The following is a 19411-nucleotide window of genomic DNA, read 5'->3' as shown; positions in this document are numbered from 1 at the left end:
GCATCGTCCGGTCCCGGACAATACATCTTCACCGATTGAGTCCCTCGGACAGCACGGAAAACCATGGCGGATGACAGACTTCCACGCGACCCGCTGTTGCGTGAAGCAGCCGTAAAGGCATCGAGGCCGGAGGTGGCGGCGCGGCCGTTCATCCATCTGCGCGTGCATTCTGCCTATTCGCTGCTCGAAGGCGCCCTGCAGCTCGGCACGGTTGTCGCTCACGCGGTCAAGGACGAGTGCCCGGCGATCGCCGTGACCGACACCAACAATTTGTTCGGGGCGCTGGAGTTTGCCCAGAAGGCGGTGAAGGAAGGCATCCAGCCGATCATCGGTTGCCAGACCGCTCTCGCCTTTTCCGGCGAAGCGAACGACAGCCAGCGCGACCGCAGGCGGCAAGGCCCGGACATGCGGCCGGTGGTTTTGATCGCGGCGACCGAGGCCGGCTACAGCAATCTGGTCAGACTGGTCAGCCGGGTCTATCTCGAAACGCCGCCCGGCGAGGCCGTGCACCTGACGACCGGGATGATGCAAGGCCACTCCGACGGGTTGATCTGCCTCAGCGGCGGGCCGCGCGGGCCGATCGGCACTGCCTTGAAGGAAGACCGCCGCGATCTTGCTGAGCAGCGGCTGCTTACGCTCAAGGCGCTGTTCGGCGACCGGCTCTATGTCGAGCTGGATCGGGTTTCCGGTTACGATCGCACAATCGAGAAGTCGACGGTCGATCTGGCCTACAGCCACGACCTGCCGCTCGTCGCCACCAATGAGGCGTTTTTTTCCTCGCGCGAAGACTATGAGGCGCACGATGCGCTGATCGCCATCGCCGAGGGCTCGGTCGTCGCCGTCGACAACCGCCGTCGCCTCTCGCCCGACAATTTCCTGAGAAGCCAGGCCGAGATGGCACGGCTGTTTGCCGATCTGCCGGAAGCCATCGACAACACTGTCGAGATTGCGCTGCGTTGTTCCTATTATCCGAAAACCCGCAATCCGATCCTGCCGCGTTTCACCGGCGGCGATGTCGCCGACAATGACGCCGCGGTAAAGGCGGAAGCCGAGGAGCTGGCCCGCCAGGCGCATGAGGGGCTGGAAGCGCGGCTCGCCGCGCACGGCCCCACGCCGGGCTATACGGTGGAGCAATATCGCGAACGGCTCGATTTCGAGCTCGGCATCATCACGAAGATGAAGTTCCCCGGCTATTTCCTGATCGTTGCCGATTTCATCAAATGGGCCAAGGCGCAAGGCATTCCGGTTGGGCCCGGCCGCGGTTCGGGCGCCGGCTCCCTAGTCGCCTATTCCACGACCATCACCGACATCGACCCGCTGCGCTTCTCCCTGCTGTTCGAGCGTTTCCTCAACCCCGACCGCGTGTCGATGCCCGACTTCGACATCGATTTCTGCCAGGACCGGCGCGAGGAGGTCATCCGCTACGTCCAGCAGAAATACGGCCGCGACCAGGTTGGCCAGATCATCACCTTCGGTACGCTGCAGGCGCGCGCGGTGCTGCGCGACGTCGGCCGCGTGCTGCAGATGCCTTACGGCCAGGTCGACAAGCTCTCCAAGATGGTGCCGTCGAACCCGGCCAATCCGGTCAAGCTTGCGGACGCCATCGCCAACGAGCCGCGCTTTGCCGAGGAGGCCGAGAAGGAGCCGATCGTCCAGACGCTGCTCGACATGGCGCAAAAGCTGGAAGGCCTCTATCGCCACGCCTCGACCCACGCCGCCGGCATCGTCATCGGCGATAGACCTTTGTCGGAACTGGTGCCGATGTACCGCGATCCGCGCTCGGACATGCCGGTCACCCAGTTCAACATGAAATATGTCGAGCAGGCCGGGCTGGTGAAGTTCGACTTCCTCGGCCTGAAGACGCTGACGGTGTTGGAGACGGCGGTCAAGCTGATCCGCCGCCGCGGCATCGAGATCGATCTCGCGAGGATTCCGCTCGACGACCCCGACACCTACGCCATGCTGTCGCGCGGCGAGGTGGTCGGCGTGTTCCAGGTGGAAAGTGCCGGCATGCGCAAGGCGCTGATCGGCATGCGGCCCGACTGCATCGAGGACATCATCGCGCTGGTCGCTCTCTATCGTCCAGGCCCGATGGAGAACATCCCGACCTACAACGCCAGAAAGCATGGCGAGGAGGAGATGGCCTCGATCCACCCGAAGATCGACCATCTGGTGAAGGAGACGCAGGGCGTCATCGTCTACCAGGAACAGGTCATGCAGATCGCGCAGGAGCTTGCCGGCTATTCGCTCGGCGAAGCCGATCTTCTACGCCGCGCCATGGGCAAGAAGATCCGCGCCGAGATGGACAAGCAGCGCGAGCGGTTCGTCTCGGGCGCGGTCGAGCGCGGCGTCGGCAAGCCGCAGGCCGACTTCATCTTCGACCTTCTGGCCAAATTCGCCGACTACGGCTTCAACAAGTCGCATGCCGCCGCCTATGCGGTGGTCTCCTACCAGACGGCCTATCTCAAGGCGCATTATCCGGTGGAGTTCCTGGCCGCGTCGATGACGCTCGACATGGGCAACACCGACAAGCTTGCCGATTTCCGTCAGGATGCGCTGCGTCTCGGCATCGAGGTGGTGGCGCCGTCAGTGATGACGAGCTTCCGCGCCTTCGAGGTCGGCGAGAACAAGATCTTCTATTCGCTGGCGGCACTCAAGGGCGTCGGCGATGCTGCAGTCGAACACATCGTCGCCGTGCGCGGCGAAAAGCCGTTCAAGAGCCTTGCCGATTTCTGCGAGCGGGTCGATCCCAAGATCGTCGGCAAGCGCGTTTTCGAAAGCCTGATCATGGCCGGCGCGCTGGATTGCTTCGGGCACGACCGCGCCGCGATGATGGCCGGTGTCGAGCGCATGATGGGGCTGGCTTCGCTGGCGCAGCAGAACGCGGTTTCGGGTCAGGCCGACATTTTTGGCGCCTCGCTCGGCGCGCAGTCGCAAGCCCTCAACCTGCCGGCGACCGATCCTTGGCTTGCCGCCGACCGCCTGCACCGCGAATTCCAGGTGGTCGGCTTCTATCTCTCGGCGCACCCACTCGACGAGTACAAGGCGGCATTGCAGAAGATGCGGGTTCAGAATTGGGGCGAGTTCTCCGCCGCCGTCAAACGGGGGGCTGCGGCCGGCCGGCTTGCCGGCACCGTCACCACCAAGCAGGAACGCAAGACGCGCACCGGCAACAAGATGGGCGTCGTGCAGTTCTCCGACAATTCGGGCCAGTATGAGGCGGTGCTGTTCTCCGAGGGCCTGGCGCAATACCGCGATCTGCTGGAGCCTGGCCGTTCGGTGGTGATCACCGTTTCGGCCGAGGACCGGCCGGAAGGCGTCAACCTTCGCATCCAGACCGTGCAGTCGCTAGAGGATGAGGCGAGCCGCGTCCAGAAGGCGCTGCGCATCTTCGTGCGCGATGCCGCCCCAATCGGCACTCTGGCCGGCCAGCTTGCCGTGAAGGGCGAAGGACAGGTAAGCTTCGTGCTGATCAAGGATGACGGCCAGGGTGAGGTCGAGATCGAATTGCCCAGTCGCTATCGTATCTCGCCGCAGATCGCGTCGGCGATGCGCGCGGTGCCGGGCGTGGTTGAAGTGGAGCTAGTCTAGAATCAAACCTTCTGGTTTTGGCGATTGGGGGCGCGCCATGGACGAACGGACAGCCGCTTTCGAACTGATACGGATGGTCAATGGATACCAGGTATCGCAGGCGATCTCAGTCGCCGCGATGCTCGGCATCGCTGACCACATCAAGGACGGCAAACGCTCCGCTACCGAGCTTGCAAGCCTGACCGGCACACATCCGCGTGCGCTCTATCGGTTGATGCGCGCGCTTGCGGCGGTCGGCCTATTTCATGAAGGGGAGGACGAGCTGTTCTCGCTGACCCCTCTGGGTGGCGCCTTGCGCTCCGACGCGGAGTATTCGGCTGCACCCTGGGCGGCTTTTGTCGGGAGGCCCTATTACCGGCAAGCGTGGAGCGAGCTGCTCTACAGCATCCAGACCGGCAAGAACGCTTTCCGTCACGCACACGGCAAAGGTGTTTGGGAATACCGGGCCGAGCATCCCGAGGAGTCCGCCATCTTCGATCGTGCCATGGCGGCGAATTCGCGCGGCGCGGCGGCGGCCATCCTGGCGGCATATGATTTTTCGCCGTTTCCGGTGATCATGGATGTCGGCGGCGGGCAGGGGGCTCTGCTTGCCGAAGTTCTTGCCGCGACCCCCGGCAGCCGCGGCATCCTTTTCGACCAGCCGCATGTGGTGGCGCGGGCCGCCTCGGTGATGGCGGCGAAAGGCGTCGCCGATCGCTGCGAGATCGTCGGTGGCGACTTCTTCGCCGCGCTACCTGCCAGGGCGGACGCGGTGCTGCTCAAATGGATACTGCACGACTGGGACGACGAAACCAACGTCGCGATCCTGAAAAACTGTCGCCGGGCGATCCATGATGGCGGCAAGCTGCTGGTGTTTGAGGCTGTGCTTGCGCCGCCCAATCAAGGGGCGAATGCCAAATTCTCCGACCTCAACATGCTGGTCGCGCCTGATGGCGAGGAGCGGACGGCCGAAGAGTTCAAGTCGCTGCTGGCAAAGGGCGGCTTCGGGGTAATCGACATCATCGAGGCGGGGCCACGCATCAGCATCGTCGAGGGCAGGCCGCTGTGATGGCTTCAACTGGCATCCATCGGACCGATTGTTTTCGCCTTGCTACAGCTTCCGCCCGCCCGCGCGCTGGACGGCCGCCGCCGCGAAGGCTATCGCAGCCATCATGAAGGCGGCAGAGAAGGACGAATTGCAGGATCGTTCGGCCTTGGCACGGCTGCGCGACATGTTGCGCAAGCTCTATCACGGGCGCACGCCCGCGGCTTTCCGGTTTCAGCTTGTGGCTATCATCATCGACCTCGCCATCATCGGCTTCTTCATCGCCACGCCGGTCATTCAGCAATCGTCCTCTTTCCTCTGGCTCGACTATACAGTGGCGGCGCTTGTCGCCGCCGACATGGCTGCCCGGCTGCTTGCCTCCAACGACATGCTGCGCCTGATCAGGCAGCCGGCGTCGTGGATCGATGTCTTCATCCTGCTGACGCTGCTGATGCCTACGGCACTGGCTAATCTCGGTTTCCTGCGCATCCTCAGACTGTGGTCGCTGTCGCGCAGCGGTAGGTTGTGGCGGCATTTGGAGATGCGCGGCCTCAGGCGATGGCGCGAGGCCAGCCACGCAGTCATCAATCTTCTGACCTTCCTGTTTGTCATCACCGGGTTTGTCTACACTTTCTTCTTCCGCTCCCAGGCTGGTCTCGAAGGCTATATCGATGCGCTCTATTTCACCGTCGCCACGGTGACCACGACCGGTTTCGGCGACATCGTGCTGCCGGGAATAGCAGGCAAGCTCACCGCGATTGCCACCATGATCATCGGCATATCGCTGTTCGTCAGGCTGGCGCAGGCGCTGTTCCGGCCGGCCAAGGTCTTTTTTCCTTGTCCGCAATGCGGCCTGCAGCGACATGAGCCCGACGCGGTGCACTGCAAGGCCTGCGGGCATCTTCTCAAGATACCCGACGACGGCGATTGAGCCCCAAGGCACTATGATACCGCGATCTCCGCGGGTTTCGTCGCTCTGCGTTGCAGGTTGAGCAGATTGCCCATCAGGATCAGCAAGGCGCCACCGGCGGTGAAGGCGTCGATCTGCTCGTGATAGAGCAGCCAGCCGATCAGCGCCGACAGCGGCACGCGCAGGAAATCCATCGGCGAGATGACCGTGGCGTCGGCATAACCGAGCGCCCGGGCCATGCAGAAGTGCGACGACATGCCGGTGAAGGCGATCAGCACGATCCACGGCCACAGTTCGAGCGGCGGGTTGCGCCACTGGTAGAGTGCCGGGACGAGGCCGATAACCGACTGGATGACCAGCATCCAGAAGATGATGCGCACGACGCTGTCCGTCTTCGTCAGCGATTTGACCAGGACCACCGAGATGCCGAAGCAGACTGCGGCGCCCAGCACGACAACATATCCCGGATTAACGGCGCCGATGCCTGGACGCACGATGATCACCACACCAATCAGCCCGAGCACGATCGCCGCAAGCCTTGGCCGGGAGAGCCTTTCGCCGAGGAAAGCGACCGCCAGAATGGCCGTCCAGATCGGCGTCGTGAATTCGATGGAGATCAGCACACCCAGCGGAATGAGCGTCAGCGCGTAAAGCCATGCTGCCTGGCCTGTATAGTGGATGACGTTGCGGGCTATATGGGCGACGGGTCGCTTGGTGCGCATCGCTGCAAAACCGCCTGATGCCATCACCAGCGGCAGCAGGATGAGAAGGCCGATCACCGAGCGCAGCTCCAGCACCTGGAAGACGTTGAGCTCGGCGGTTGTGGCGCGGCCGGCGACCGACATCGCCAGGAACGAGGCGACCGACAGCGCCATCCAGAACGCGGCCTTGGGGATCGAGGGTGAGGGTGCCATGCGCGCTATGTCGCAAGCCGGGGCTTTCCCTGCAACCGCTAGGCGACGCATTCGACTGGGCCAGAAGCGGTGCGTTGCAAAACAGTCATGTTGAAAGTGGAACCTGCCACGGCGGCAAGCGTTGATTTCTGGTATTCCTGACTTTCTGTGGCTCTGACAGCACGGGGAGAGCTTTGATGAATTCGCTCGCGCGATTTTTACTGGCCGGTTGCCTGACGGCAGCGGCGGGTGCAGCTCATGGCGAAGACGCAGATTTCCTCCGTTCGTTTCAGGGGAATTTTGCCGGCAAAGGTATCGTCAAGGTCACTACCGAGGCGCCGACGGTGAATGTTTCCTGCACCTTCAATTCCGACGCGACATCGACCTCGCTGTCGCTGGATGGCAAATGCCGCGGGCTTGTCGTGGTGACGCGCGCCATCAGCGCGGATCTAAAGTCGAGCGGGGCGAAGTACACCGGCGTCTATGTCGGGTCCCGCACCGGGCCGGCGCAGCTCAACGGCAGCCGATCCGGCGACGCCATCAATCTCGGCATAAGCTGGGCGAAGGAGGTCAACGGCGATCGCAAGGCACGGCTCACGGTCGAGAAGAACGGCGAGGATGGGATGCGGCTGACGGTTACCGATGTCGACCCGAAAACCGGCAAGACCGTGGTGACCAGCCGGATCGATCTCAGACGCACTTGAGCGCGGATGGAGTTGCCGTCGGCCTGTGTCACTCCTCGATCGGCTCGGGCGGATGGGCATTGCGGCCCTTGCCGAAGGTATAACCTGTTTCCACGGCCTTCTTGCCGAACTTGTCGCGCAGCGCGTCGATGGCGCCTTCGGCCATGGCGCGCTTGCGCGACTGGACGTCGACCAGGTCGGGCGGGTCGGCCTTTTCGTCGTCGGAGAGGTCGCTGACGCCGATGCCGAGCAGCCGGTATTTCGTCCCGTCCGCTTCGCGGCGCAACAGGTCGAGGCCGGTCGAGAAGATCCGGTCGGCCAGCCGGGTCGGATCGCCGAGCTGGCGGTTGCGCGTGCGGGTCTTGAAATCCTGGGTTTTCAGCTTCAGCACCACGGTGCGCCCGGCAATGCCGGATTTCCGCAGGCGCGCCGCGACCTTTTCCGACAGCGCCCTCAGCACCGAGACCAATTCGTCCAGCGAAGCGATATCGGTATCGAAAGTGGTTTCCGCCGATACGCTTTTCGCATCCTGGTCGGGGTGGACGCGGCGGTCGTCCTCGCCGCGCGAAAGCCGGTAGAGCCGGTCGCCCATCACGCCATAACGGCGCATCAGGTCGCCGCGCTCCATGCGCTGCAACTGGCCGATGGTGCGGATGCCGTCCCGCTCGAGCGCGGCCTCGAAGGCCTTACCCACGCCCCAGATCAGCGTCACCGGCTGCTCGGCCAGAAAGCCTGGCGCCTCGGCCTCGCCGATCACCGAAAAGCCGCGCGGCTTGCGAAAATCCGACGCCACCTTGGCCAGGAACTTGCAGTAGGAAAGGCCCGATGACACGGTGATGCCGATTTCCTTCTCCACGCCGAGCGCAAAGCGCGCCAGTACCACCGCCGGCGGCAAACCGTGCAGGCGCTCGGTACCGGCAAGGTCCAAAAATGCCTCATCGATGGAGATCGGCTCGACCAGCGGCGTCAGCGCCTGCATCAGGGCGCGCACTTCGCGGCCGACGCGCGCATATTTCTCCATGTCCGGCGGCATGACCACCGCCTCAGGGCAGGCTTCGAGCGCCTTGAACATCGGCATGGCCGAGCGCACGCCGTGAATGCGGGCGATATAGCAGGCGGTGGAGACGACGCCGCGCTTGCCGCCGCCGATGATCAACGGCCGGTCCTTCAGCGCCGGGTTGTCGCGCTTTTCGATGGCTGCGTAAAACGCGTCACAGTCGATATGGGCAAGATGCAGCTTGTAGAGCTCGGGATGGCGGGCAAGCCGCGGGCTGCCGCAGCGTTCGCAGCGTCGCGCCTCGCCGCGCTGGAAGGTCAGGCAGTCGCGGCAAAAACCGTGATCGGGATTGTTGACAGGAGCTGCCATCGCTGCGAACATAAAGAGAACAAATGCAATGGTACGTCAGGACGGAAGCCGCGACAAGGCGGCTCGCCGGGAGAGAGTTCATGAATACGACCATAGCGCCTTTGGCGCCCGAGCTTTGGGCGGATTTCGAGGATCTTTTCGGCAAGCAAGGGGCCTGTTACGGCTGCTGGTGCACACATTTCCGGCTGGCGCCAGCGATGCGTCGCGCGAGCGACAAGGAGCGCAACAAAGACCACATCAAGGCCCGGATCGAGACCGGACCGCCTCCTGGCGTGCTGGCATTCGAGGATGGCAAGGCGGTCGGCTGGATGCAGATCGGCCCGCGCGCCGACGTGCCGGAGTGGAACAACAAGGGCAGGGGGTCGGCTCCTGTCGACCCAGCCGATGCCACTGATCCGGGTGTCTGGGCGATCTCCTGCTTCTTCATCCGGACCAAGGCGCGTGGCAGAGGCATCAGCCACCGCCTTGTCGAGGGTGGCATCGCGTTTGCCCGCGAGAACGGCGCGCGGCTGGTCGAAGCGTGCCCGATGGACCTGTCGAAAGACTCGCGCTCGATCGGACTGTTCGTCGGGTCGTCGCGGGTCTTCGAGAGGGCGGGCTTCGAACGGCTTGTGGAACGCAAGGCGGGCAGGCCGCTGATGCGGCTGGTGCTTTAGGTCGTTGTCTTGCAGCTGTGAGGGTGTCTTTCTACCAATGAACGAAATGACTTTTGCTTTTTGGATGGGGGTTCAAATGAAGCGCGTTTTGCCATTTTTCTTAGCTCTTGCATTTAGCGCGCCGGCCTGGGGCCAGACCGTCGACGACCGGGGTGCGAAGCAGCTGTCGAATGATCTGTCGCGTTACATTGGCAAGAAGGTGCTCGACAGCGGCATTCTGAAGATCTCGGCCGACGGCGATGCCTATCGGATAGCCTTCGACTTTAACGCACTCATTAGGGCAAATTCCAGCAAGGACCCTCTGACATTCAATCTCGTCCCCTTTGCGATGCTGGTCAAACCGCGCAGTGACGGAAGCTGGAGCGTGTCGTCAGATTTAGCGCCCAACGCCTTCGTCGATGTCGAGGGACCACACGGGGTGCGTTTCTCCGTTTCCGGCTCCGCGTTCAGTGGCATCTACGATCCGAGACTGGCGGCGTTCACTAGCGGAGCCGGCTCGATGGCCGGAATGCAAGTGACATCCAGGGATCCCAAGGAGCCGATGGACTTAAGCGTGGGCGCCGGTACGTCGACCTTGAACGCTAGCAAATCCGTGGGCGGCGGCGTCGATTTTGCCATGACGCAAACGATTGCTGATTTCGTCGAAACGGCCATCGCCGACGAAGGCGAGACGGGGTTGAAAGTACCAGTCACAATGAAGTCACCAAGGATGTCGACCGAGATTACCGGGAGTGGCGTGCGTACAAAGGCTTTCCTCGATCTTCTCGGTTTTGCCATCGTCAATCAGGACGAAGCTTCACTAAAGACAAATCAGGCTGAGCTGAAGTCGCTGCTGACGAGCGCATTACCCTTGTGGGAGCGATTGGAATATTCCTATCGCTTTGATGGCATCAGCGTGGGGAGTCCCGCGGGCAATTTCGAGCTTGCGGATTTGAGCGCGACAACCGGTCTCGACGGAATCTCTGACAACGGGAAGATCGATTGTCGGATTGAGGCGACCGGCTTGACCGTCCCTCAGCACCTTCTGCCCAGCTGGAGCGCCGCGCTGTTGCCTACCGACATCGAATTGAGCTTTGGCGGCGCCAATCTCGACTTGGACAGCATGCTAAGAAAGGCGATTGAAGCCTTTGATCTCAATAAGAATCCTCCGCTGTCAGATGAATTTGGCGAGACCTTGATCGCCGATTTCATGGCCAACAATCCGAAAGTCGTCCTCGCGCACAGCACGGTGAGGAACGGCAGCATCGAGGTCGCGATGGAAGGCGAGATGACGTTTCCCGGCAAGAAACCGGAAGCGCGCATGATCGTCGATGTCGCGGGCTACGACAAAATCGTGCAGACCCTGCAGACGGCGGCCAAGAGCGACCAGCAAGCGGCACAAGCTTTCCCCTTCGCGCTCGCGGTCAAAGGATTTGGGAAGACGCTGCCGAATGGCCGTATGGAATGGGTCATCAATGCCAAGGCCGATGGCTCGGTCACGGTCAACGGGGCCATGCTGAAGCCGGCCGATGCCGTGCTAGACGGTCCCCTTACTGACCCGAGTGATGCTACCGCGGGCGACGACGACAACGGCGGAGCGAAGCTCCAGCCTTAGGCGCTTGATCAAAATCCAAGCGCCATTGCGATCTTGGGCGTGGCGTCGTGCCAGTCCTCGACGATTGTGATACCGTCCGGCACGGGCGGCAGGTAGGCACGCAGCGAATTGTCGGCCATCAGATGGAAGAGATGCGCGTCGGCGACCGAGCCCCGCACCGACACCAGATTGGACGGCTGGTCGTCGACGAAAGCCACCGGGCGGCCCTTGTTGCCGCGCAATTTGGCCACTGCCGGTCCCTTGGCCATCTCGGTGGTCAGAAGCGGGTAGGGCAGCCCAAGCGCGTCAAGATGGGCGCGGCGCACGGCACGATGCTTGTGCGGCATGGCGGTCAGGAGGACGATCTCGGCGCTGTCGCCAAGCGCTGCAAGAGCATCCTCGGCACCGTCGGTGATGCTTTGCCAATCGGCCTGGGCGTCGAAGAACTCACCCAGAAGTGTCGTCACCTCGGGCTGTTCGATCAGACGGCCGCTCGCCGTTTCGGCGATGTTGCCGGTGAGGCGGAACGAAGCGAGCGTCAGGCCGAAGCCGCGCGATTTGAGAAAATGCGGAAAAGGCCGGATGAATTCGAGTACGACATCGTCGACATCGAGCACCAGCAGCGGCCGGTCATCGGCGGCAAGTTCCTCGATCTGCCGCGCGGTTTCGGGATCGTCGCTCATATGGAATGCTCGTGATTGTCGTCGCCCAGCGGCAACGCCCGCAACGCCTTGCCGACGGCGGCCGGCGGCGTGCCGGTTTCCTCGGCAAACCGCATCAGCGTCGGCTCGTGGGCGAGAATGAACTGCAACACACCGGCCAGGAAACCCGCCTCGCCGGCCGCGCGGCGGATCGAATGCGCCTCGATACCGGTGATCGCCAGGAAGCGCGGCAGAAGCTCCGGGTCCGCGGCGACGAAGCCCAATGCCTTCACGGCTATGGTTTCGGCCTCCTCACGCATTGACGCTGCGTTTGCCATCGCTACCTTCTCTGGGGGCGGAATGAGTCTCATTTCGCAGTAATCGCAAGTGTCGCCTGCGGCAAGCTCTTCAATGTGGCGTTCGAAGTGGAATCCGAACGGCTTTTGCGGCTGCCGGTTTGCGTTTCGTCAATCTTATTGCCGTATTGTGACGCAGGGTTTGGTGCGTTCCGGCGGGGGCGCATGACGGCAGCCTTCGAGCGGAAGGCCGAGCCGGAACGGGAAACTGATGCCAAAGAAGGTCATGATCGTCGAGGACAATGAGCTCAATATGAAGCTCTTTCGGGACCTCATTGAAGCGAGCGGCTATGAAACGGTGCGCACGCGCAACGGTCTGGAGGCGCTGGACCTGGCGCGAAAGCACCGGCCGGACCTGATCTTGATGGACATCCAACTGCCCGAAGTGTCGGGGCTGGAAGTGACCAAATGGCTGAAGGAGGATGACGACCTCCATGTCATCCCGGTCATTGCGGTCACCGCCTTCGCGATGAAAGGTGACGAGGAACGCATCCGCCAGGGTGGCTGTGAGGCATATATTTCCAAGCCGATCTCGGTGCCGCGTTTCATCGAAACCATCAAATCCTACCTAGGCGATGCCTGATGCGCCCTTTCAGCCGAGCCGGAGCCTTATGAGATGACCGCACGGATCCTCGTCGTCGACGACATCCCTGCCAATGTGAGGCTGCTCGAGGTCCGGCTGCTCGCCGAATATTTCGAGGTGCTGACCGCCACCAATGGGCCGGACGCGATTGAAACCTGCGAAAACGGCAAGGTCGATGTCGTGCTGCTCGACGTGATGATGCCCGACATGGACGGGTTCGAGGTCTGCCGGCGGCTGAAGAGCGATCCGGCGACATCGCATATCCCGATCGTCATGATTACCGCGCTCGACCAGGTTTCGGACCGGGTGCGCGGGCTCGACGCCGGCGCCGACGATTTTCTGACCAAGCCGGTCAACGATCTGCAACTGATGACGCGCGTCAAAAGCCTGGTCAGGCTGAAGACGCTGACCGACGAGTTGCGCCTGCGCGCCTCGACCACCCGCAACATCGGTATCGAGGAGCTTCTGAGCCGCAATTTCGCCGCCGAAGACACGATGCCGAAGGTTCTCTTGATCGATGAGCGTCAATCTTCCTTCGAGCGCATTCAGAAAATGCTGCGCGGCAGCGCCGATCTCGACATTGCCACCGATCCGCATGCCGGCTTCTTCCAGGCAGCCGAGACGCCCTATGAATGCGTGATGATCTCGACGGCCTTCTCCGATTTCGATCCGCTAAGGCTTTGTTCGCAATTGCGCTCGCTCGATCGCACACGTTTCCTGCCGATCATCCTTCTGGCGGAGCAGGGCGAGGAGGGACGCCTCGTGCGCGGCCTCGAACTCGGCATCAACGACTATCTGATGCGGCCGATAGACCAGCAGGAACTGACCGCGCGGCTGCGCACGCAGATCCGCCGCAAGCGCTACAACGACCAGCTCCGCGCCAGCGTCACCCAGACCATCGAGATGGCGGTGACCGACGGGTTGACCGGGCTGCACAACCGCCGTTACCTCGACAGCCATCTGCAGACTCTGTTCGACCGCGCCGTGGCGCGGCGGCGGCCGTTGTCGGTGATGATCACCGATCTCGATCGCTTCAAGGCCATCAACGACGCGCACGGCCATGACGGCGGCGACGACGTGCTGCGGGAATTCGCGCGGCGGCTGCGCAAGAATGTGCGCGGCATCGACCTTGCCTGCCGTTTCGGCGGCGAAGAGTTCGTCGTGGTGATGCCGGACACGGATGGCGTGGTCGCCGAAAGGGTTGCGGAGCGCATTCGCGCCGAAATCGCGCAGCTGCCGTTTGCCGTCGGTTCCGAGGGCGAGACGATCGAAGTCACCGTCAGCGTTGGCGTATCATCGGTGCTGAAGGGTGTGGACACAGTGGCGGGATTGATGAAGCGCGCCGATCTGGCGCTCTACGAAGCCAAGAGTGGCGGCCGCAACCGCGTCGTCGCCAAGGCAGCGTAGCGCCGACGTTCGATTATCCAGTCAGTGCGACAGGGTTACGCATTTACCTTAACGCAAGCGATTCCCTTGCTTGGTTAAGAAATGGTTGATTTTCCTGAGGTGTTGCGCAAATGTGCAGACCAATGAAGGAGCCGGCGCGAGGGTAGTTCGCCGGATCGATCCGAAGAATACCCCATGATTCTCAGGTCCGCCGCATCTCCTGGGTCCGTGGGGTCGGCCGGCCGGCGCTGGCACATAGTGGCCTCCTCGTACCGCTGCCAAACGCCGACCGGCCCCCTTTCAAAATGACATCAGGATTCTGTGCCAAACCCCGGAACACCATGGGTTTTTTGTCGTGAGCATGGCGAAGCCAGCGTTCAGAAAAGCCGCTCTGGCATGAATCCCGGCGTTGCCCCTGGATTTAACGCAGGCCTGGGCGTCGTCTGACGCCGATTGACATGGCCTTCCTTCCATGCAGAAATTGGTTGGACCATTGAACCACTTCGAGCATTCCTTGACGTGACCGAGTTCAGCCTTCCGCCGATACAGACAACTGCTCGTGACGACGCGGTGCTGAAGGCACTCGCCGGCTTCGTCATGCAGGAAGCGCTGCGTCCAGGCCAAAGACTGCCGACCGAACGGATTCTCGCTGAGCGCCTCAAGGTCAGCCGCAACACGGTGCGCGAGGCGCTGACGCGCTGGGAGGGGCTCGGTCTCGTCGAGCGACGGCAGGGCAGCGGCACCTATCTCAAAGCTGCTGTCTCACCCGATATGCTGCACATGCCGCTGACGCTCGCCGGCGGCAATGATTTCACCGGCCTGATGCGCACGCTCGAAATCCGCCGCGCGCTGGAGGCCGAGGCCGCAGCCCTTTGCGCCATCCGCGCCGGCAAGGCCGAGATCGCCGAGATCGAACGCAAGCTCGACATCATGGAAGAGGCCTTTCACAGCCGCGCCGGCATGTCGGCGGAGGAAGACTGGGAGTTCCACCAGGCCGTTTACCGCGCCTCCGGCAACCCGCTGTTCGAGCAGATCATCGCCGCCATGCACGAACTCTTCCACCGTTTCTGGGAACATCCGCTCGGCGTGCGTGACTTCGGCCACGCCAGTTTTCCCTTCCATCGCACCATCTACGAACGCATCGCCGCGCACGACCCGGACGGAGCCCGGGCTGAGGCGCTGAAGCTGATCGCCACCGTCGAGGACGATCTGAAGCGCGGCGCGGCCAATCTCAAACTTTCGGACCTGAAATGAACGAGCAGCCCACCAGTTTCGACCCGGGTATAACCGACCAGGACTATCTCGCCGAGGCGGCAACGCTTCTGGCGCATGACGAACCGTTCCCTGGCGGCGCGGTGGTGCCGCCGATCTACCAGACTTCGCTGTTCACCTTCGCCAACTATGCCGAGATGGCCGACACTTTCGCCGGCCGAAGGAAGCAGCCGATCTATTCGCGCGGCGACAATCCGACGGTCATGGAATTTGAGGCGCGCGTCGCTGCCCTTGAAGGCGCCGAAGCCGCGCGCGGCTTTTCCAGCGGCATGGCGGCGATCAGCGCCACGGTGCTTGCCTTCGTCGGCGCCGGCGAGCGCATCGTCGCCGTTCGCAACTGTTACGGCGATGCCTATCGGCTGTTCGAACGGCTGTTCCCGCGCCTCAACATCAAGGTCGACTATGTCGACGGCTCCGATCCGGATGCGGTGGCGGCGGCACTGCCCGGCGCCAAGCTGCTCTATCTGGAGAGCCCGACCTCGATGATGTTCGAGCTGCAGGACATTGCGCATTTGACGCGCCTGGCCAAGGAGCAGGGCATCCTCACCACCATCGACAATTCCTGGGCGACACCGGTGTTCCAGAAGCCGATCCTGCACGGCGTCGACCTCGTTCTGCATTCGGCCTCGAAATATCTCGGCGGCCACAGCGATACCGTCGCCGGCGTGGTGGCCGGCTCGGCCGCCAATATTGGCCGCATCAACGAGCAGACCTATTCCTCGCTCGGGGGCAAGCTTTCGCCTTTCGAGGCGTGGCTCTTGCTGCGCGGTCTGCGCACGCTGCCGCTCAGGCTGCCGCATCACATGAAGAGCGGACTGACGCTGGCCGAGCGGCTGAAGGCGCATGGCCAGGTCGAGCGCGTCAACCACCCTGCCTATTCCAACCACCCGGGCAAGGCGACGCTTGCCGGTTATGCCGGGCTGTTCTCCTTCGAGGTGACGGAGGATGTCGACATTCCCGCCTTCGTCGATGCTCTGAAATTCTTCCGCATCGGTGTCAGCTGGGGCGGTCATGAAAGCCTGGTCGTGCCGGCCAAGGCCTCGCTCGAGCAGACACCGGGCCTGAATTCGATGGCGCGCTTCGGCGTCAGCCCCCGAACCATCCGCTTCAACGTCGGATTGGAAAGCGTCGAGGACCTCTGGGCCGACATCGCCCAAGCCTTCGACAAAGCAAAAAAATAGACGGAGCCGTTCAAAATGGGAGTACCGAACATGAAAAGACTGACGTTCATGCTTGCCGCCGTCGCCGGACTGGCGATTTCCGCAAGCGGCGCCCTGGCCGACACCACCCTCAAAATGGTCGAGGTCATCACCAGCCCGCCGCGCACCGAATTCTTGAAGAAGCAGATCGCCGAGTTCGAGGCAGCCAATCCGGGCGTCAAGGTCGAGCTGGTCTCGCTGCCCTGGGGGCAGGCGTTCGAGAAGTTTCTTACCATGGTGCAGGCCGGTGACACGCCAGACATCGTCGAGATGCCGGAACGCTGGATGGGCCTTTATGCCAACAATGCGCAGCTCGAGGATCTCGGGCCTTATATGGCCAAGTGGGACGACGCCAAGACGCTGGGCGAGCGGGCCAAGCAATTCGGCTCGACCGTCAACAACACCCAGTTCATGATCCCCTACGGCTACTATGTGAACGCGCTGTTCTGGAACAAGAAGCTGTTCAAGGAGGCCGGCCTCGACGGTCCGCCGGCGACGCTCGATGAATTCGTCGAGGATTCTAGGAAGATTTCGGCGCTTCCCGGCAAATATGGCTACTGCCTGCGCGGCGGCCCCGGCGCCTTCAACGGCATGCACATGTTCATGAACATCGCCGCCGGCAAGGGCGGCTACTTCAACGAAGACGGTACCTCGACCATCAACGACGAGGGTTCGGTCAAGGGCCTGCAGATGCTGGCCGACATGTACAAGAACGGCCTTGCGCCGAAGGATGCGGTGAGCTGGGGCTTCAATGAAACCGTCACCGGCTTCTATTCCGGCACCTGCGCCATGCTGAACCAGGATCCGGACGCGCTGCTCGGCATCGCCGACAAGATGAGTGCCGACGATTTTGCCGTGGCGCCATTGCCGGTCGGGCCGAGCGGCAAATCCTATCCGACGCTGGGCTATGCCGGCTGGGCGATGTTCGCCAATTCCCAGCACAAAGACGATGCCTGGAAGCTGATGGCGACGCTTTTGTCGCCCAAGGACAATCTGGAATGGGCCAAGGAAGTCGGTGTCGTCCCGATCCACAACGGCGCCGACCAGGATGCCCACTTCAAGACCGAGCAGTTCAAGGGCTGGTTCACGGAGCTGAGCGACAGCTCCAAATATGAAATGGTGACGCCTCCGACGCATCTGGAGAACCTCGGCAACTTCGTCGACCAGGTGGCGATCAAGAACTTCCAGGAAGTGCTGCTCGGCCAGAAGACGGCCAAGGAGGTCGCCGACCAATGGGCTGCGTTCCTGACCAAGGAACAGCAGGACTGGATGGCCAAGAACAAGAAGTAGGCCGCCTTTTTCCTTCTCCTCGTTCACGGGGAGAAGGTGGTCCGAAGGACCGGATGAGGGGCGGCGCCATACTTTGGCAAGTTCGCGCCGCCCCTCATCTGACCGCCCGTCCTCCGCAGCAGCTGCGGAGGGTGGACCGCCATCTTCTCCCCGTGAACGGGGAGAAGGACGCTGTCGCCGACGCCGTCGCCCACCCTCCACCGCGAGCACCGCATGACTTACGCCGTGTCCGAAATACGATCCGCCGGCAGGCCGCGAAAGAAGCGGCTGACCAGTGCCGCGATCGAGCCATGGCTTTATCTCAGCCCGGCGATCGTGCTTCTGGTTGTGGTGCTGCTGGTGCCGCTGATCATCGGCATCAGCTATTCCTTCCGCAAATTCTCCGCCTTCAAGTCGGAATATGTCGGGCTCGGCCAGTACGAGACGATGCTCTCCGACCAGGTGCTGGGGCAGGCGCTGGTCAACACGTTGTGGTGGACGGTCGCCAGCCTGTTCTTCCAGTTCTTCCTCGGGCTTGGCCTCGCGCTGCTCCTCGACAAGCCGTTCATCGGCCGCAAGGTCGTGCAGGCGGTGGTATTCCTGCCCTGGGCGGTGCCGTCGTTCCTGTCAGGCCTCACCTGGGCCTGGCTGTTCAACCCGATCATCGGGCCGCTACCGCACTGGCTCTATGCGCTGGGGTTCAAGGCCGAGCCGACCAATATCCTGTCCGATCCGGCCACCGCCATGTGGGGGCCGATCATCGCCAACATCTGGTTCGGCATCCCGTTCTTCGCCATCACGCTGCTGGCCGGGCTGAAGTCGATCCCGTCTGAATTGCATGAGGCGGCGGCCATCGACGGTGCCTCGCCGTGGCAGCGCTTCACCAAGGTGACGCTGCCGTTCCTGGCGCCGACCATCGTCATCACCGTCATGCTGCGCACGATCTGGATCGCCACTTTCGCAGACCTGATCTTCGTCATGACCGAAGGCGGACCGGCCGGCTCGACCAGCACGGTGCCGGTCTACATCTATGTCAGCGCGTTCAAGTCGTTGGACAAGGGGTACGCCTCGGCGGTGGCGGTGCTGCTGCTGGTCCTGCTTATTGCCTATGCGGTGGCGCTGATCGCCATCCGCCGCACGCTGGTGAGGCACGTCTGATGATCGCCGGACGCTCCACTTCCTCGCGCATCGTCGGCGGCATCGGCCTCTATAGCGCCATCGCCGCCTACATGATCTTTGCGCTGTTCCCGATCTTCTGGACGCTGAAGATTTCGGTCACGCCGGAGCGGCTGCTCTATTCCGAGGGAATCACCTTGTGGCCGTCGCGGACGACGCTCCAGAATTTCGTCACCGTGCTCGAAGCCTCCGATTTCCCGCGCTATTTCCTGAATAGTGTCATCGTCTCGGTGTCGACGGCAGCCTTCGTCACAATCATTGCCACGCTCGCCGGCTATGCCATGTCGCGCTTCACCTTCCGCGGCAAGGCGACGCTGGCGATCCTGCTTCTGCTCACCCAGACCTTTCCTCTGGTCATGGTCATTCCGCCGATCTACCGCATCATGGGAGATCTCGGCCTGACCAACAGCCTGGTGGGGCTGATCATCATCTACACCGCCTTCAACACCGCCTTCGCCACCTTCCTGATGCAGTCCTTCTTCGATGGCATCCCCAGGGATCTCGAAGAGGCGGCGATGATCGACGGCTGCACGCGCGCGCAGGCGATGCGCAAGGTGATCGTGCCGCTCACGCTGCCCGGCATGGGCGCAACACTCGGCTTCGTCTTTACCGCCGCCTGGAGCGAGCTTTTGTTCGCACTTATGCTGATCTCCAGCGACGCCCAGAAGACCTTCGCCGTCGGCCTGCTCACCTTCATCGGCAAGTTTGCCGTCGACTGGGGGCAGATGATGGCGGCCTCTATCCTGGCGCTGATCCCGGTCTGCATCTTCTTCGCCTTCCTGCAACGCTATCTCGTCACCGGTCTCACCGCCGGCGCCGTCAAAGGATAATCG

General features: G+C 62.5%; 17 protein-coding genes. 13 read left to right on the top strand and 4 right to left on the bottom strand.

What is annotated here, in order from left to right:
• The first annotated feature begins 63 nt into the window (after positions 1-63).
• The 3 genes from dnaE to C9427_RS04515 all read left to right on the top strand — a co-directional run bounded on the left by dnaE (position 64) and on the right by C9427_RS04515 (position 5546).
• Positions 64-3591: a DNA polymerase III subunit alpha gene (dnaE, locus tag C9427_RS04525; protein ID WP_107647989.1), complete on the top strand. Its 3528-nt coding sequence runs from the start codon at positions 64-66 to the stop codon at positions 3589-3591.
• Between the two features lie 37 nt (positions 3592-3628).
• Positions 3629-4639: a methyltransferase gene (locus C9427_RS04520; RefSeq protein ID WP_107647988.1), complete on the top strand. Its 1011-nt coding sequence runs from the start codon at positions 3629-3631 to the stop codon at positions 4637-4639.
• A gap of 103 nt (positions 4640-4742) precedes the next feature.
• Positions 4743-5546, top strand: a complete 804-nt coding sequence (locus C9427_RS04515) for a potassium channel family protein (protein WP_107648190.1) — start codon at positions 4743-4745, stop codon at positions 5544-5546.
• Positions 5547-5557: 11 nt separating this feature from the next.
• On the opposite strand, the gene C9427_RS04510 is transcribed toward C9427_RS04515, so the two are convergent.
• Complete coding sequence (locus C9427_RS04510) at positions 5558-6439, bottom strand: DMT family transporter (RefSeq protein ID WP_107647987.1); 882 nt, start codon at positions 6437-6439, stop codon at positions 5558-5560.
• Between the two features lie 176 nt (positions 6440-6615).
• Here C9427_RS04510 and C9427_RS04505 point away from each other — a divergent pair, with 176 nt between their 5' ends.
• Entirely contained in the window at positions 6616-7122 is a 507-nt protein-coding gene (locus tag C9427_RS04505) for a hypothetical protein (protein ID WP_107647986.1), read from the top strand.
• A gap of 28 nt (positions 7123-7150) precedes the next feature.
• Here the strand turns inward: C9427_RS04505 and C9427_RS04500 are convergent, their stop codons facing one another.
• Positions 7151-8479, bottom strand: coding sequence for a DNA polymerase IV (locus tag C9427_RS04500; RefSeq protein ID WP_107647985.1), 1329 nt, complete (start codon positions 8477-8479; stop codon positions 7151-7153).
• Positions 8480-8547: 68 nt separating this feature from the next.
• Between C9427_RS04500 and C9427_RS04495 the strand changes: the two genes are divergently transcribed.
• Positions 8548-9123 (top strand): GNAT family N-acetyltransferase, encoded by a 576-nt coding sequence (locus C9427_RS04495; protein ID WP_107647984.1) that lies wholly within the window; start codon positions 8548-8550, stop codon positions 9121-9123.
• Positions 9124-9160: 37 nt separating this feature from the next.
• Positions 9161-10717, top strand: a complete 1557-nt coding sequence (locus C9427_RS04490; protein ID WP_245436974.1) for a hypothetical protein — start codon at positions 9161-9163, stop codon at positions 10715-10717.
• An 8-nt stretch (positions 10718-10725) separates the two neighbouring features.
• Here the strand turns inward: C9427_RS04490 and C9427_RS04485 are convergent, their stop codons facing one another.
• Both C9427_RS04485 and C9427_RS04480 read right to left on the bottom strand, forming a co-directional pair.
• The gene (locus C9427_RS04485) at positions 10726-11379 is read right to left on the bottom strand and encodes a hypothetical protein (RefSeq protein ID WP_107647982.1); all 654 of its coding nucleotides are present in this window, start codon (positions 11377-11379) and stop codon (positions 10726-10728) included.
• On the bottom strand, positions 11376-11675 hold the full coding sequence (locus C9427_RS04480; protein WP_107647981.1) for a DUF3572 domain-containing protein: 300 nt from the start codon (positions 11673-11675) through the stop codon (positions 11376-11378). The genes C9427_RS04485 and C9427_RS04480 overlap by 4 nt, the downstream gene beginning before the upstream one ends.
• Before the next feature lie 229 nt (positions 11676-11904).
• Between C9427_RS04480 and C9427_RS04475 the strand changes: the two genes are divergently transcribed.
• The 7 genes from C9427_RS04475 to C9427_RS04440 all read left to right on the top strand — a co-directional run bounded on the left by C9427_RS04475 (position 11905) and on the right by C9427_RS04440 (position 19408).
• The gene (locus C9427_RS04475; RefSeq protein WP_010909712.1) at positions 11905-12276 is read left to right on the top strand and encodes a response regulator; all 372 of its coding nucleotides are present in this window, start codon (positions 11905-11907) and stop codon (positions 12274-12276) included.
• Between the two features lie 33 nt (positions 12277-12309).
• Entirely contained in the window at positions 12310-13683 is a 1374-nt protein-coding gene (locus tag C9427_RS04470) for a PleD family two-component system response regulator (protein WP_107647980.1), read from the top strand.
• Positions 13684-14181: 498 nt separating this feature from the next.
• The gene (locus C9427_RS04465; RefSeq protein WP_107647979.1) at positions 14182-14916 is read left to right on the top strand and encodes a FadR/GntR family transcriptional regulator; all 735 of its coding nucleotides are present in this window, start codon (positions 14182-14184) and stop codon (positions 14914-14916) included.
• Entirely contained in the window at positions 14913-16115 is a 1203-nt protein-coding gene (locus C9427_RS04460) for a PLP-dependent transferase (protein ID WP_107647978.1), read from the top strand. Before C9427_RS04465 ends, C9427_RS04460 begins: the two co-directional genes overlap by 4 nt.
• Positions 16116-16145: 30 nt before the next feature.
• The gene (locus C9427_RS04455; protein WP_107647977.1) at positions 16146-17423 is read left to right on the top strand and encodes an ABC transporter substrate-binding protein; all 1278 of its coding nucleotides are present in this window, start codon (positions 16146-16148) and stop codon (positions 17421-17423) included.
• Positions 17424-17636: 213 nt separating this feature from the next.
• Complete coding sequence (locus tag C9427_RS04445; protein WP_107647975.1) at positions 17637-18560, top strand: carbohydrate ABC transporter permease; 924 nt, start codon at positions 17637-17639, stop codon at positions 18558-18560.
• Positions 18560-19408: a carbohydrate ABC transporter permease gene (locus tag C9427_RS04440; protein ID WP_107647974.1), complete on the top strand. Its 849-nt coding sequence runs from the start codon at positions 18560-18562 to the stop codon at positions 19406-19408. The genes C9427_RS04445 and C9427_RS04440 overlap by 1 nt, the downstream gene beginning before the upstream one ends.
• Positions 19409-19411: the final 3 nt, after the last annotated feature.

This window comes from Mesorhizobium helmanticense, from assembly GCF_003034915.1.
Taxonomy (GTDB): Bacteria; Pseudomonadota; Alphaproteobacteria; order Rhizobiales; family Rhizobiaceae; genus Mesorhizobium; species Mesorhizobium helmanticense.
Note: the sequence above shows the minus strand (reverse complement) of the source record. Positions and strands in the feature narration are given on the sequence as shown.

Coding starts and splice junctions, on each gene's coding strand:
- dnaE (WP_107647989.1), top strand. CDS start 64: ATGGCGGATGACAGACTTCCACGCGACCCGCTGTTGCGTGAAGCAGCC.
- C9427_RS04520 (WP_107647988.1), top strand. CDS start 3,629: ATGGACGAACGGACAGCCGCTTTCGAACTGATACGGATGGTCAATGGA.
- C9427_RS04515 (WP_107648190.1), top strand. CDS start 4,743: ATGAAGGCGGCAGAGAAGGACGAATTGCAGGATCGTTCGGCCTTGGCA.
- C9427_RS04510 (WP_107647987.1), bottom strand. CDS start 6,439: ATGGCACCCTCACCCTCGATCCCCAAGGCCGCGTTCTGGATGGCGCTG.
- C9427_RS04505 (WP_107647986.1), top strand. CDS start 6,616: ATGAATTCGCTCGCGCGATTTTTACTGGCCGGTTGCCTGACGGCAGCG.
- C9427_RS04500 (WP_107647985.1), bottom strand. CDS start 8,479: ATGTTCGCAGCGATGGCAGCTCCTGTCAACAATCCCGATCACGGTTTT.
- C9427_RS04495 (WP_107647984.1), top strand. CDS start 8,548: ATGAATACGACCATAGCGCCTTTGGCGCCCGAGCTTTGGGCGGATTTC.
- C9427_RS04490 (WP_245436974.1), top strand. CDS start 9,161: ATGAACGAAATGACTTTTGCTTTTTGGATGGGGGTTCAAATGAAGCGC.
- C9427_RS04485 (WP_107647982.1), bottom strand. CDS start 11,379: ATGAGCGACGATCCCGAAACCGCGCGGCAGATCGAGGAACTTGCCGCC.
- C9427_RS04480 (WP_107647981.1), bottom strand. CDS start 11,675: ATGGCAAACGCAGCGTCAATGCGTGAGGAGGCCGAAACCATAGCCGTG.
- C9427_RS04475 (WP_010909712.1), top strand. CDS start 11,905: ATGCCAAAGAAGGTCATGATCGTCGAGGACAATGAGCTCAATATGAAG.
- C9427_RS04470 (WP_107647980.1), top strand. CDS start 12,310: ATGACCGCACGGATCCTCGTCGTCGACGACATCCCTGCCAATGTGAGG.
- C9427_RS04460 (WP_107647978.1), top strand. CDS start 14,913: ATGAACGAGCAGCCCACCAGTTTCGACCCGGGTATAACCGACCAGGAC.
- C9427_RS04455 (WP_107647977.1), top strand. CDS start 16,146: ATGAAAAGACTGACGTTCATGCTTGCCGCCGTCGCCGGACTGGCGATT.
- C9427_RS04445 (WP_107647975.1), top strand. CDS start 17,637: ATGACTTACGCCGTGTCCGAAATACGATCCGCCGGCAGGCCGCGAAAG.
- C9427_RS04440 (WP_107647974.1), top strand. CDS start 18,560: ATGATCGCCGGACGCTCCACTTCCTCGCGCATCGTCGGCGGCATCGGC.